Below are 13,536 nucleotides of genomic sequence, written 5' to 3' on the forward strand. Positions count from 1 at the left end.
AGGGGTTTTCGCTGGTCTACACTTTAGCAGATGCCAAGCAAACAAGTGAAACTTTCATGAATTACATTTTGCACGAAAAAATAATGAATAAGCAATTCGATGCTACGCCAGAGTACATAACCAATCAAGATACTTCCAACCTTAAATCCAATAACAGCAAGCGATCAGGAAAAAGAAAATTATCCTCCCAATTGTGACCATCGAAACTAGACGTGGACGTGGTGAAGAGGATAATGACAAACTCAAACGTTTGTTGGAAAAGGGCTATACAGCCAACTATTCAAATACAAATGATCAAGAGAGTGCTCGGCATACCTATGTGTTTCTGTGTAAGGACAAAAAGCTAATGATGACTATTCCTTTTCTTCTATCTCAACCAAATCAATAATCTCGCGAATATCTTCAATGTTCATAGCCTCGGCTATTCTTTCAATATGATTAAAATTAATACTCTCACGTTTACCTGATTGAAGTTCGCTGAGAGCGGCGTGACGTACATCGGATAAACGCGAAAGCTCTCTTAGTGAGATATTGTGTTTTCTCGTAATTGCGTTTATTTTCACAACTACTTTCTTTGCCATTAGGTTTCCCACCTTATTTTACAAATTTTTCTTGACGATACGCATAAACGTAACATATAATTTTTGTAAAACTGGTACTCATATACGTACCAAAAGGTGGGGAATATTTTGACTTCTCAGAGTGACATGGTAGCGGAGTATGAAAAGTTAGTAGAACTTGAAAAGCAATACACAGAGAGGATTCAAACTTGTATTAAATTACTTGGAGATGCGTTTAACATTATCGCTGCCAAAGCAGGAGCGTTGAGCATGGATGCGGTTAAGGAAGCTGCTTATTATTTACACTCAACGGAGATTGAACTAAACCATGTATTGTACTATATCCGTTTAGAGAAAAGTATTTTAACTAATCAGTTAGAAATTGAAACAAAATGAAGCAAATCCAAGCATAGCAGCGGAGGGGACGGAATCGTTCTGAAGAAGCGCAGCGTTCGCCTTTGACCCCGGATTTTTACCGTTAAAATATAATCAAAAAAATCTGGGGGCAACAGCGATCGGAAGAATGATCCGTCTACGTAGCGGCCTCATATGCACGTACTTACTCAATCCATGTAATCAATTTGCTCAAATAACCCGACAGGGCCCTTCACGGTCTGATCGGGTTTTCTCATTTCAATCCCTTCGTCCCTGCGCATATATCTTCTCGCCCCTCCCAACATCTCCACCCAGATAGTTACACCCACTCCCAACATCATGTATAGTAAAGTTATGGGAAATAAACATGAACCCGCATATTATCTTGAACGTTTAAACGTACAATAAGAAACATGGAAAAAACGAGGAGGAACGTGATGATACATCCAACACAGATTCAGGATATGCTGCAAGCCGCGTTGGAGACGGGCGGGGATTTTGCAGAGGTGTTCGTCGAGGATCGCACCAATGGACAACTGGGCATGACTGGGGGAGTCGTGGATACGGCGCTGTCAGGCAGGGATTTTGGGATTGGCATTCGGATCATGAAGGAGCATTTTTCGGTGTATGCCTACACCAGCGACATGAGCGAACAGAGCCTGATTCGACTGGCAAAATCGGCCGCCAAGGCCATTCGCGGGGGTGGAGCGCCAGGTACACGACCGATTACACTCCATCCCCATACGATTCCTAACCACCATCCGATTGCGATCATTCCTGACGGTTCACAGAAACGTGTCAAGATCGACATGATGAGACGGGCGCATGAGGCGGCAAGCCAATACGATCCTTCCATCACGCAAACCTCTATTGGGATTAGCAACTCGATCCAGAACGTACTGATCGCCAATAGCAATGGACTACTGGTGGAGGATACCCGCACGTATACACGCATGAGAATAAGTGCCATTGCGACCGCTGGGGAGCATAGACAATCCGGTTTTCGCGGGCCGGGAGCGTATGCAGGGACTGAATTCCTCGAGAATCTGAATATCGAAGAAAATGCGAGACACGCCGCCCGTATTGCGTCCACGATGGTCAAAGCGGGTTATGCGCCTAGCGGCAGACTGCCCGTCGTAATTGAGAACGGCTTCGGTGGTGTTCTTTTTCACGAGGCGTGTGGACACGGACTGGAATCTACGGCTGTGGCCCATGGAACGTCCGTGTTCGCGAATAAAATCGGGCAGCAGGTGGCTTCACAGCTGGTCACGGCTGTGGATGACGGAACGATTCCCAACGCGTGGGGCTCGCTCAATATCGATGATGAAGGAGCATCTACACAGCGCAATGTACTGATCGAGAACGGCATTTTAAAAGGATATCTGATCGACCGGATGGGCTCGCGTCAGATGGGTATGCCTGCGACAGGATCAGGACGAAGACAGTCCTATAAATTCGCGCCTGCATCCCGTATGAACAATACGTTTATTGCGAATGGCGAGTCCACCCGTGAAGAAATCATTGCCAATACGGAGTACGGGATCTATGCCAAATCGCTGGGCGGCGGTTCGGTGAATACCTCGACGAGCGATTTTAATTTTGCGGTTGAAGAGGCGTACATGATTCGCAACGGTAAAATTGCCGAGCCGGTTAAGGGGGCAACGCTGATCGGCAAAGGGATTGAAACCCTGCAAAATATTGATATGGTCGGCAACAATCTGGATCATGGTCAGGGCATGTGCGGCTCGGTCAGTGGAAGTCTCCCGGTGAACTGCGGACAGCCGACGATTCGCGTGTCTGAGATGACTGTCGGCGGACGAAAGGGGGAATAGGCGATGAATATTCAGCAATTTCAGGAAGCATTGTTCTCAAAAGGTCAGGAAATCGGCTACGCGGATATGGAAATCTACTATGTGAATGGACGTTCTACCTCGGTAAAGGTACTGAAGGGAGAAATAGACCAATATACAATCGTCGAAAATGGCGGACTTTCCTTCCGGGGTGTCATTAACGGGAAAATGGGCTATGCCTCTACGGAGAAGCTGGAACCGGACGTGATTGATTTTTTATTGGAAGAAGCACGCAGCAATGCGGACATATTGGAGAGCGAGGAACAGGATGAGCTGTTCGCAGGCTCTGAGAGCTACCCTGAGCAGCCTGCTTATGCCCCAGCATTGGCTGACACGGCTCCTGAGATTCTGATCGAAGCGGCGCTAGAAATGGAGCGCACAGCGCTTGCCGCAGATCCACGGATTGTGATGGCTCGGCACTGCTCGGTCAGCATTCGTGAAAATGAGGTCCTGATTGTGAATACCAAAGGGCTGCACTGCCATCGTCGCAAAAGTCTGGCGACCGCTTATGTGTATGTGATTGCAGCAGACAACGACGAGACCGTTACCGGGGGCTGGCATGATTATTCGCTGCGGAGCGTGGAGGAAATTGATATTGTGGATGTGGCGCATAAAGCCGTAAAAGAGGCTGTTTCCAAGCTGGGGGCGCACACGATCCAATCGGATAACTATCCAGTCATTTTCCGTCATGATGCAGCAGCGCAATTGCTGGCTGCGTATACGTCGGTATTTTCAGCGGAGTCGGTGGATAAAGGCTTTTCGCGCTTGGCTGGAAAACTGGGACAAAAGGTGGCAAGCGAGCATATTACGCTGATTGATGATCCGCTGATGGAGAACGTTCCGGCAGGTAGCGCGTTTGATGCTGAAGGCAGTGCGACACGCCGCAACGAGATCATCAAGGACGGCGAACTGCTGACGTATTTCCATAACCGCAAGACGGCTCGCAAGGCTGGGGTGCAGAGTACCTCTCATGCTTCCAAAGGCAGTTATAATGGTAAAATCGGTGTGTCGTATCATAATCTGTACGTGGCTCCAGGCGCCTCTACGTTGGAGGACATGATTCGCAAGACGGATCGTGGGCTGATGATCGTCGAACTGCAAGGACTGCATGCGGGAACGAATACGGCGTCCGGTAATTTTTCGCTGGCTTGTCTGGGGTACTGGATTGAGCAGGGGCAAGTGGTCAGAGCAGTCAATCAGATTACTGTGTCTGGCAACTTCTTTGATGTGTTGCAGCAAGTAGAGGAAGTTGGCAACGATTTGCGTTTTACGGGAAGCTGCACATCTCCTTCGCTCAAGCTGGCTGCACTCTCCATATCAGGGTCATAATCATGAGAGCAACCGCCTTCTTTCCAGACTCACGGCCTGTTACTGGTGTCCTGATTGCCCACGGATTACAGATGCCTGATGCATCAGGGTATGGTAAAGTAGGAGAAAGTCTTTGAAATATGAAAAAAAGGCTTGGTTACAGCACCGCGACAGGGTATTATAGACAATAATATATTCGAAAAAAGGTTCGAATTGAATTTTTATTGGGGGATGTATATGAGATATATAAGCACTAGAGGTCGCGTAGAAGCCAAGGGATTTATTGATACCGTACTCATGGGGTTAGCTGACGATGGAGGTCTGATGGTACCGGAGCAGATTCCGACCGTGTCGGCAGCTACTTTGGAGCAATGGGCAACATTGAGCTACAGAGAGCTGCTGCTGGAAGTTTTTGCGCTGTATATCAATGATGAGATTCCTCGTGAAGATTTGGAACAACTGGTGGAGCGCAGTTATGCGAGCTTCCGTCACCCGGAAGTTACGCCAGTGAAGAAGATCAACGATTCCCTGTCTATTTTGGAGCTGTTCCATGGACCTACGTTTGCGTTCAAGGACGTGGCGCTGCAATTTATGGGTGAATTTTATTCCTACGTGTCCAAAAAGCAGAATGAGATCATTCACATTTTGGGTGCAACCTCAGGCGATACGGGAGCGGCAGCCATTCAGGGCGTGCGTGGCAAGGAAGGCATCAAAATCTGCATTTTGCATCCGCATCAAAAAGTGAGCAAGGTACAAGAACTGCAAATGACGACGGTAGACGATGAGAATGTACTGAATCTGTCCGTAAAAGGAAACTTTGACGATTGTCAAAAAGTCATCAAGGACCTGTTTGCAGATTTGGACTTCAAAGCCAAACATCATCTGCGGGCGATTAACTCGATCAACTTTGTGCGTATTTTGGCGCAAACGGTGTATTACTTCTATGCCTATTTCCGGGCGCAGGATTCTGCCGGTACGAAGAAGATTAATATCAGCGTGCCATCTGGCAACTTTGGCAATATCTTTTCCGGCTTTCTTGCGAAGAAAATGGGCTTGCCGATCCATAAGCTGATTATTGCAACGAACGAAAATAATATTTTGGAGCGCTTCGTGAAGACAGGTGAGTACAAGCCAGGCGACTTCAAAAGCACATACAGTCCTTCCATGGACATTCAGGTGGCAAGCAATTTCGAAAGATACCTGTACTATTTCCTCGGAGAGGATGCAGCCAAGGTATCTGAATACATGAATAACCTAAAAACCGAGGGACGGATTATGATCGGTGCAGAGGATTTGAAACGGGTACAGCAGGATTTTGAAGCGCTTGGTGCTTCGAATGAGCAGTGTCTGGAGCTGATCAAAAAGTATAAAGCCGAATACGATTATTTGCTCGACCCGCATACGGCTTGCGGTATTGCCGCGTATGAGGCGTATAATGGCGCGGACGAAGTATGTGTGACCTTTGCGACAGCGCATCCGGCCAAATTCGATGAAGCGATCCGTCTGGTGGACATCAAGCAGGAGTTCCCGGCGCAAATTGAACAATTGTTCTCCAAGCCGCAGCACCAGCAGGTGGTTGAGCATGACGAGGCAGAAATTGTACGTCAGCTTGAAGCCTTTTATGTGTAGAAGAACATTTCAATCTGAGTTACATCCTAATTAGGATGGGGAAAAGAGGCTACGCCCTGTGCGCGGCCTCTTTTTGTTACCTCCACATTTGCCGGATAGGCTGTATGTCCACAGAAATAGAGGAAATGATATATGGTATGATTTCGCCTGTCTAAGTTGAGAGTTAGCTTCATTCGTTCACATAATTGTCCCATATGGAGTGAGGTATAGAATATGTGAAAATCGTGAAAAAAGCCCGTAAATCAAGGGATTTAGCTTTAGGAATATAACAGGGAATGACAGGTTTATAGAGTTATTTAATGAAGGAGACAAAAATTTTTTATAAGCAAATCAGATGTATTTATATAAAAAATCATGTATAGTTAACTAAATTTTATGAATACATAAAGATCCACTCTCACAGATGCAGGATCAAGTCGTCCATCATCTAACAGAGGGGCTAATCATAAAGGGGTGTATTGAAAAGTGACCATTATCCGTACAGAGCAGAGTCAACAGGCAGCAGCCGAATATGTGCAGTCCGTTTTTGAGAAGGTTATCGCGCGCAATCCTCATGAGAATGAATTCCATCAGGCCGTCAAGGAAATACTGGATTCGCTGGTCCCGGTGCTGGCTAAGCATCCCAAGTATATGCAGCAGGGGCTTTTGGAGCGGCTGGTGGAGCCGGAGCGTGTCATTACCTTCCGTGTACCTTGGGTGGATGATGCAGGGAATGTACAGGTCAATCGTGGCTTCCGCGTACAGTTTAACAGTGCGATTGGTCCTTATAAAGGGGGAATTCGCTTCCATCCATCCGTGTATCTGGGAATCGTCAAGTTTTTGGGATTCGAGCAAATTTTCAAAAATGCATTGACGGGCCTTCCTATCGGTGGTGGCAAAGGCGGTTCGGATTTTGATCCTAAAGGGAAATCGGATAACGAGGTCATGCGCTTTACACAAAGCTTTATGACCGAGCTGTACAAATATATCGGCCCGGATGCCGACGTTCCGGCAGGGGATATTGGTGTAGGCGGGCGTGAGATCGGTTACATGTTTGGACAGTACAAGCGGATACGTGGTGGACATGAAGGCGGCGTCCTGACAGGTAAGGGAATTCACTACGGCGGCAGTCTTACGCGTACAGAAGCGACTGGCTATGGCTGTGTGTATTTTGTAAATGAAATGCTGCATGCCCAAGGCACATCCTTTGAGGGAAAACGCGTTGTCGTGTCGGGTTCGGGGAATGTATCCATTTATGCGATTGAAAAAGCACAGCAGCTCGGTGCTACAGTCGTGGCATGTAGTGACTCCAATGGTTTTATCTATGATCCCGAAGGTATTGACTTGAAGCTGGTGAAGCAGCTTAAAGAAGTAAATCGCTTGCGGATTAGCGAGTATATCCAAGAGCGTCCAGGCGCAATCTATACAGAAGGCTGCTCCGGCATCTGGTCGATTCCGTGTGATATCGCATTGCCATGCGCTACACAGAACGAAATTGACGAGCATGCAGCACAGCTGCTGGTGAGCAATGGCATAAAAGCTGTAGGCGAGGGTGCGAATATGCCATCCACGCTGCAAGCGATTGAAGTATTTTTGGACAATGGAGTGTTGTTTGGACCAGCCAAAGCTGCCAATGCAGGCGGAGTTGCGGTCTCGGCGCTCGAAATGTCTCAGAACAGCATGCGTCTGTCTTGGAGCTTTGAGGAAGTGGATGCCAAGCTGCATGATATTATGAAAAATATCTATGCTCACAGCGTGAAGGCGGCTGAGGAATACGGCGTTCCGGGCAATCTGGTTGTCGGTGCGAATATCGCAGGATTTGTTCGTGTGGCTGACGCGATGCTATCCCACGGGATTGTCTAACTCAAGTGGCAGCCTAGGAAACTTGCAGAGAAATAAGCATGTACACGTATATTGAATAAGCAAGCAAATAAAAAATAAAGCTGAGTGTTCCTTACGGGGGTGCTCAGCTTTTATTTGAAAAGAGTTACTTTATTTTTCTCAGGGACTTGATTTATTTTTAAGGAGGATGTATATTACTTGATAGATCAATGATTGATAGATCAACGGTTGTATCACAAAGCCCAGCGATATTTTACGGAGGAGGGATTGCTATCACCCCAACATCATCTGAGGCTGAGTCTATTTTTGAAATGCTGTTGCTGCTGAATAAAGAGATTAGCTGCAAGTTTGAGCGTTGTGCAGGCATCAGCGCATCCAGATTACAGCTGTTGTGCAAGTTGTATCAGGTGGAGGAGATTAGTCAAACCCTGCTGCAAAAAGAGATTGGTATCGACGGGGCAGCCGTGACCCGCCATTTGAAGCAGCTTGAGGCGAATGCTATGGTCACACGACGCACCAAGCCCGAGGACAACAGAGTTACCTTGGTAAGCCTGACTGATTATGGACGTGAGCGCATTATCACCTTCAGACAGGAGCGTTCGCAGTTTGTAGATCGGCTGCTCCAGAGCTTCGACGAGGCTGAGCGGCATCAGCTAGCTGATATGCTGCGAATCATGAATGGTCACATATCCGATATGGACTGACTGAAATTCCATAATAACTATTATATCCCGTAGGGAATAAGGAGAGACTTGAATGAATAATACGAATACATCCAATATTGTAAAAACGAATGATTTTAAAGAAATTGCACTGGGACGCCGTTCGGTAAAAGTATACGACCCGTCCGTGAAGATCAGCCGCGAGGAAATGACTGAGATTTTGACGGAAGCTACACGCGCACCATCTTCCATTAACCTGCAACCTTGGCGTTTCCTCGTGATTGACAGCCCTGAAGGTAAAGCAACACTGGCGCCATTGGCTCGTTTCAACCAACGTCAAGTGGAGACATCTTCGGCAGTGATTGCGGTATTTGGGGATTTGAACAATTTTGACAATTTTGAACAAATTTTTGGAGAAGCTGTAGAATTGGGCTATATGCCACAAGACATTAAAGAAATGCAACAAGAAAAAGTGGCAGCCCATTTTGCAGCGCTTGATCCAGTTGTGAACAAAGAAACGGTCCTCATCGACGGTGGTCTGGTATCCATGCAGCTGATGCTGGTGGCACGCGCTCATGGCTACGACACCAACGCTATCGGTGGCTATGAAAAGGATAAAATTGCTGAAGCTTTTGGTCTGGACAAAGATCGTTATGTCCCTGTCATGCTCATTTCCATGGGTAAAGGAATCGACGAGGGCCATCCGTCTACACGTTTGCCTATTGATCAGATTGCCCAGTGGAAATAAGGGAAACGAACAAACATCTATACGCAAAATAAAAAAACAGGCGGACAAAGGACATTCCTTTGTTTCACCTGTTTTTTTATGCCTGATACAACGAAGATCCGGGGCTTGATGACGTTATCAGTCTTTCAGGGTTCTTTTTACTGTATTCTCTCCCGACATCTATTCAGGGTCAGCAGTGTCACTCTGAGGAGGGTGATAGTGCTTGGGCCATATAATTTGATGTGAAGTATGGCTAAGCTCCTCGTAAAATAACGGGCCTTTCTTGAATAGGCGTATGACCAGATGGAAAAAGAACCATCCGTTCATCACCAACAGCAAAAGGCTGATCAGAACACTCGCCCAAGGAGACACTTGGGACCACAGCACAGGTCCACCCAGCACATAGTTAAGCCCGAAATATAACCAGTACAATAGGCTGTAGCGCTTGATGAGCTCCCACAGGGAAATTCGTTTTCCGGTCCCTGTAATATGAATACGCACCAGCCATTTCCCTGGAGTTTTCCCATTCGTCAGGTAAGGGATGATCATAAAGTACACTCCGCTGGACACCCAGAAAGCAGCAGACACATGCAAGGATTCCATAATCCCGAGTAGCCCGATCCAAACGATAGAATCGACGAAAAAGGCTACGCCCCGTCTGGTATAGGACACCCGCTTGGTCGTAATGTCCAAATGCTTGTCCAGATGCTCCAAGCGGGGAAGAAAGCGTGAGAACCATTCGCCCAACAGAAAGCCCAGCATACCGCCCAATGTATTAGCCATCAGATCGTCCACATCGAACACGCGATACGCATGGTCAAAAAATCCGTACAGTCCTGTCAATTGCGTTATCTCAAAGAAGAGGGACAGGGCAAAGGATAGAATCAGGCACCATCCCCATCGTGCACGGAAATAATAACGCAAGAACATGCCAAATGGTACGGTCATAAGAACGTTAAAAGCCACTTGCAGGAAAGCCCGCTCCTTCAATAAATGAAGATAGCTGGAGGGATGAGCAGGTGAGACAGACGTTTCTCTTATAATGTCGTGAATGAATTGCAAGGGTATTAATTGCAACGCTCCTCCGGCTAATGCTGCGTTATGACGCGATGACGGAAGCGGTAAAATGACCAAAAAGAAGGCGTTCATCAAGTATAAAAGCATCAGGTAAAGCAGCCATGCTCTAGCCTTGTGAATATAGCCATGTCTTCGATACTGCACAATAAGAAAAGGCAGTGTAAACAATAGCGCAGCAAAAGGAAACGCCAGAAAAGCATATGAAACAGGAAACAGATACGATTGAATCATGAGCTGCTTACGCCTGCTTTCTCCGGAACTTCACCAAAGACCAGACGATCAGGAATGCCATGAAAGCCACACATACGCTGATGCTGATCCGATTTTGCGGGTCAAGCAGGAACAGGAGTGCAATCACCCACAGACATCCGACGGTTATTGCGGTGATATAAGGAAACCCCCATATTTTGAAGCTGGGCTCTATGGGATAAGATTTGCGTAGTTTCAACTGGGACAAGCAAATACAACTCCAGACGAGCAGCACAACAAAGCCAGGCACGGCCATCAAAATGCGGAACAGTCCATCCTGAGCAATATAAGCAACCATGGAACCGACAATCAGAACCACGGCGCACAGTTTGAGACTGTTTATTGGAACTCCGTTTGAAGACACGCGGGCGAGTGATTTAGGCCCTTCCCCATTGACGGCCAGTGAATGCAGCATGCGTGTAGCACCGTAAATCCCCGAATTGGCGGCAGACAGTACGGCAGTGATCAGGATAAAGTTCATGACATGGGCCGAGCCTTGAAGCCCTGCCGAAGACAGTACCTGTACAAACGGACTGGTATTCGCATCCAGCTGATTCCAGGGAATCAAGCCACAAATAATGAGGATCGGCAAGGTGTAAAACAGGACAACTCGCAAAATAAAGCTTTTAACTACCTTAGGCAGCACTTTTTCCGGATTTTCGGTCTCCATTAACGTCAGACCAATGAGCTCGGACCCTCCATAGGAAAAGGTAACTACCAGCAGTGCCGAAAAAATAGCCAGCCAGCCATTGGGTAAAAATCCCCCATGCTGTGCGTAATTGCTCAGATAAGGTGGAGTTTCCGTGGGGATAATGCCGAATAGTATACAGCCACCCAAGGCGATAAAGATGATAATCATGGCAATCTTAATCCCTGCAAGCCAAAATTCCAGCTCCCCGAAGCCTCCGACACTCAGCATATTAACGATGATAATGAAGGCCGCACTTGCTAAACTGAGTACCCATAAGGGAACATCCTGAAACCAGTATTGCAGGAAGCTTCCCGCTGCGATGACCTCGATGACACAGACAGCCAGCCACATGAAGCAATACAGCCAGCCGATGATAAAGGAAAGCCGTTCTCCAAACGCTTTACGAATAAAATCCTTCATATTCATGTTAGGATAGACGGTGGCCATCTCGGCAATTGCTCCCATAACGACCAGAAGCAAAAGCCCTGCAAAGACATAGGATAAAATAACTCCAGGTCCTGCCAAGCTAATCGTTTCGGTACTTCCTTTAAAGATACCGGTCCCGATGACCCCGCCCATAGCCATAAAGGTAATATGCCTAGGGCGCAGCTTTTTGTGCAAAGTTGCTTCATTTGATTTCAATCTGAAATCCTCCTTTATAAAGTGTATAGCTTCAGCATAGCCCAAACAGGGTTACTTCAATTAGACTTATACTACATGAAAATTAACGATTAGGAAATGAAAGAAATAGGATCTGATAGAGAGATTGAAATGGATAGAGGACAAACTGAAGAAAAACAGAGGCAAAATGATTTCGCTGAGGAGTGCTTTATCAGCGGCCATTGTGCCTCTTATTGCTCTACTTGATGATATTTTAAGTGATCATGCAGGGGGGCATGGAGATGAGTTAATCTGACGCGGTTACGCATTGCGGCGAGGAATTAGCTCCGCAATATTCCCTTAGCTCGTACCTGTTTGAGCCATCCTGGGAACTCGTTCAGCAGACGGTCGTACAATTCTGCGTCTGTCACGGAGTCGATGTCATCCAAGGCAAAAAAATCTGCATTATCTACTACGCGACCGCGCAGGTCATCCAACTTTTGAAGGGCTCCGTAATCGGCATTACCAAGACCAACAAATTGCCAGAAAATCGGGGTTCCAGAGCACTCGATTAGCAAATTTGATATTTTTTCCGTTTCATAGACACCTCCGTCACTGAAAAAGATAACGTAGGTAGGGATCGTATTGTTAGGATCTTCCTTTGTATATTTAAGTATGATATCCTTCATTACTTCAGCGGTTCATTATCGGAACAGCTTATATTCATCTGCTTTAGTGAGAAATACACGTCTGGATAATCCATTAAGCATGTCCGAATGTTCCATTGATTCGATAAGTGGCACCCTGCATACTGTTATTGAGGATAATAATCATTATCAAAACTATGATGAAGGGATTTTACGAATGAATAGAAACGCAAGGCATTCCATGGCATTTATTTTATTGCTTAGTTTTACCCTGCTGCTCAGCGCCTGCTCAGGCACATCCAGTCCTGCGGCAACGGAAGGTACTAGCCAAGGGAGCAACAATACAGCAGCGGAGCAGACATCACAAGAAAGGGTGCTGAAAGATGCACTTGGGCATGAGGTGAAGGTTCCGGCTCAGCCTCAGCGTGTGATTGCTTCGTATCTGGAGGATCATCTGGTTGCACTGGGTGTTAAACCCGTAGCTCAATGGTCGGTAGGTAAAAATTCGGTACAGGGCTACTTGCAAAAAGAACTGAAGGATGTTCCTACCATCGCTTCTGACCTTCCATTTGAAGCCGTTCTGAACTTCAAGCCTGATTTAATCATTATGGACAGTGCGAGCATGGTAGAGGGCGACAAATATAATCAATACTCTAAAATCGCTCCTACCTATGTTGTAGGCAGTAATATGAATAACGATTGGCGTCAAGAGCTGTTGACCGTGGGTGAGGTGCTGAATAAGAGCAGTGAAGCGAAGCAGGCATTAAGCAGCTATGACAAAAAGGCGGCAGAGGCCAAGGCCAAACTGAGCCAGACGATTGGTCAAAAAACCGCAGCAGCCTTGTGGGTAACGGATAAAAACGTGTATGTCGTGAACCAGAATCTATCCAGCGGTGATGTATTGTACAAGGACTTGGGCTTCAAGATTCCCCAGGTCGTACAGGAAATCTCCAAGACTGCCAAGGCAAACTGGAGCAATTTATCACTGGAGAAGCTGGCAGAGCTGGATGCGGATTATGTTTTTATCGTGAACAGCAAAAATGTAAGTAAAGAAGATATTATAAAAGATCCTGTATGGGCGGGAATTCCAGCTGTAAAGGCTGGCCATGTATACGATTTTGGCAAAGATTCGAGTTGGTTGTATACGGGGACCATTGCGAATGGACAAATGATTGACGATGTTCTGAAAAGTGTAATTCAATAAATTTGGAGAAAAATTAAAAAGACGCTACTCTTCTTGACGGTCGCATGCCGCAGGAGGGAGCGCTTTTTTTATAAAAAAGATGTCTGCATAAGGGCAGACATCTCAGATTGTCGAGAAACCCTGTCTTTGGAGACGA

The 13,536-nt window shown here is 46.6% G+C and carries 14 protein-coding genes; 9 read left to right on the forward strand and 5 right to left on the reverse strand.

From position 1 onward, the window contains the following. Window positions 1-197 (forward strand): hypothetical protein (locus L693_RS30970; protein WP_231503508.1); only part of this gene is annotated, 197 nt, incomplete at its 5' end. A 156-nt stretch (window positions 198-353) separates the two neighbouring features. Here L693_RS30970 and L693_RS0102760 read toward each other — a convergent pair. After that, complete coding sequence (locus L693_RS0102760) at window positions 354-581, reverse strand: helix-turn-helix domain-containing protein (protein ID WP_025715960.1); 228 nt, start codon at window positions 579-581, stop codon at window positions 354-356. A 108-nt stretch (window positions 582-689) separates the two neighbouring features. On the opposite strand from L693_RS0102760, the gene L693_RS0102765 reads away from it, so the two are divergent. After that, on the forward strand, window positions 690-956 hold the full coding sequence (locus tag L693_RS0102765; protein ID WP_010345127.1) for a hypothetical protein: 267 nt from the start codon (window positions 690-692) through the stop codon (window positions 954-956). A gap of 167 nt (window positions 957-1,123) precedes the next feature. Here the strand turns inward: L693_RS0102765 and L693_RS31875 are convergent, their stop codons facing one another. Then, window positions 1,124-1,246, reverse strand: a complete 123-nt coding sequence (locus L693_RS31875; protein ID WP_269320817.1) for a hypothetical protein — start codon at window positions 1,244-1,246, stop codon at window positions 1,124-1,126. 126 nt (window positions 1,247-1,372) lie between these two features. On the opposite strand from L693_RS31875, the gene L693_RS0102775 reads away from it, so the two are divergent. The 6 genes from L693_RS0102775 to L693_RS0102800 all read left to right on the forward strand — a co-directional run bounded on the left by L693_RS0102775 (window position 1,373) and on the right by L693_RS0102800 (window position 8,953). After that, entirely contained in the window at window positions 1,373-2,767 is a 1,395-nt protein-coding gene (locus L693_RS0102775; RefSeq protein WP_025715961.1) for a TldD/PmbA family protein, read from the forward strand. 3 nt (window positions 2,768-2,770) lie between these two features. Then, window positions 2,771-4,114 (forward strand): TldD/PmbA family protein, encoded by a 1,344-nt coding sequence (locus L693_RS0102780; RefSeq protein WP_025715962.1) that lies wholly within the window; start codon window positions 2,771-2,773, stop codon window positions 4,112-4,114. A gap of 216 nt (window positions 4,115-4,330) precedes the next feature. Next, window positions 4,331-5,722, forward strand: coding sequence for a threonine synthase (gene thrC, locus L693_RS0102785; RefSeq protein WP_025715963.1), 1,392 nt, complete (start codon window positions 4,331-4,333; stop codon window positions 5,720-5,722). Between the two features lie 465 nt (window positions 5,723-6,187). After that, window positions 6,188-7,564 (forward strand): NADP-specific glutamate dehydrogenase, encoded by a 1,377-nt coding sequence (gene gdhA, locus L693_RS0102790; RefSeq protein WP_025715964.1) that lies wholly within the window; start codon window positions 6,188-6,190, stop codon window positions 7,562-7,564. 290 nt (window positions 7,565-7,854) lie between these two features. Beyond that, on the forward strand, window positions 7,855-8,247 hold the full coding sequence (locus tag L693_RS0102795; protein WP_049825037.1) for a MarR family winged helix-turn-helix transcriptional regulator: 393 nt from the start codon (window positions 7,855-7,857) through the stop codon (window positions 8,245-8,247). A gap of 52 nt (window positions 8,248-8,299) precedes the next feature. Then, the gene (locus L693_RS0102800) at window positions 8,300-8,953 is read left to right on the forward strand and encodes a nitroreductase family protein (protein ID WP_025715966.1); all 654 of its coding nucleotides are present in this window, start codon (window positions 8,300-8,302) and stop codon (window positions 8,951-8,953) included. Between the two features lie 159 nt (window positions 8,954-9,112). Here L693_RS0102800 and L693_RS0102805 read toward each other — a convergent pair whose 3' ends face one another. From L693_RS0102805 to L693_RS0102820, 3 genes are all read right to left on the reverse strand, one after another. Next, window positions 9,113-10,240: a VanZ family protein gene (locus tag L693_RS0102805; protein ID WP_049825035.1), complete on the reverse strand. Its 1,128-nt coding sequence runs from the start codon at window positions 10,238-10,240 to the stop codon at window positions 9,113-9,115. Window positions 10,241-10,247: 7 nt separating this feature from the next. Then, entirely contained in the window at window positions 10,248-11,591 is a 1,344-nt protein-coding gene (locus L693_RS0102810; RefSeq protein WP_025715967.1) for an amino acid permease, read from the reverse strand. Window positions 11,592-11,890: 299 nt separating this feature from the next. Continuing rightward, window positions 11,891-12,238, reverse strand: coding sequence for a VWA domain-containing protein (locus tag L693_RS0102820; protein ID WP_049825036.1), 348 nt, complete (start codon window positions 12,236-12,238; stop codon window positions 11,891-11,893). Between the two features lie 175 nt (window positions 12,239-12,413). On the opposite strand from L693_RS0102820, the gene L693_RS0102825 reads away from it, so the two are divergent. Then, window positions 12,414-13,400, forward strand: coding sequence for an ABC transporter substrate-binding protein (locus tag L693_RS0102825; RefSeq protein ID WP_025715968.1), 987 nt, complete (start codon window positions 12,414-12,416; stop codon window positions 13,398-13,400). Window positions 13,401-13,536: the final 136 nt, after the last annotated feature.

The sequence above is a fragment of the Paenibacillus sp. 1-18 genome (genome assembly GCF_000520755.1).
Lineage (GTDB): Bacteria > Bacillota > Bacilli > Paenibacillales > Paenibacillaceae > Paenibacillus > Paenibacillus brasilensis.

Excerpts from the sequence above, each read along its gene's own strand:
- L693_RS0102760 (WP_025715960.1), bottom strand. The coding sequence starts at position 581 with ATGGCAAAGAAAGTAGTTGTGAAAATAAACGCAATTACGAGAAAACAC.
- L693_RS0102775 (WP_025715961.1), top strand. The coding sequence starts at position 1,373 with ATGATACATCCAACACAGATTCAGGATATGCTGCAAGCCGCGTTGGAG.
- L693_RS0102780 (WP_025715962.1), top strand. The coding sequence starts at position 2,771 with ATGAATATTCAGCAATTTCAGGAAGCATTGTTCTCAAAAGGTCAGGAA.
- thrC (WP_025715963.1), top strand. The coding sequence starts at position 4,331 with ATGAGATATATAAGCACTAGAGGTCGCGTAGAAGCCAAGGGATTTATT.
- L693_RS0102795 (WP_049825037.1), top strand. The coding sequence starts at position 7,855 with ATGCTGTTGCTGCTGAATAAAGAGATTAGCTGCAAGTTTGAGCGTTGT.
- L693_RS0102800 (WP_025715966.1), top strand. The coding sequence starts at position 8,300 with ATGAATAATACGAATACATCCAATATTGTAAAAACGAATGATTTTAAA.
- L693_RS0102805 (WP_049825035.1), bottom strand. The coding sequence starts at position 10,240 with ATGATTCAATCGTATCTGTTTCCTGTTTCATATGCTTTTCTGGCGTTT.
- L693_RS0102820 (WP_049825036.1), bottom strand. The coding sequence starts at position 12,238 with ATGAAGGATATCATACTTAAATATACAAAGGAAGATCCTAACAATACG.
- L693_RS0102825 (WP_025715968.1), top strand. The coding sequence starts at position 12,414 with ATGAATAGAAACGCAAGGCATTCCATGGCATTTATTTTATTGCTTAGT.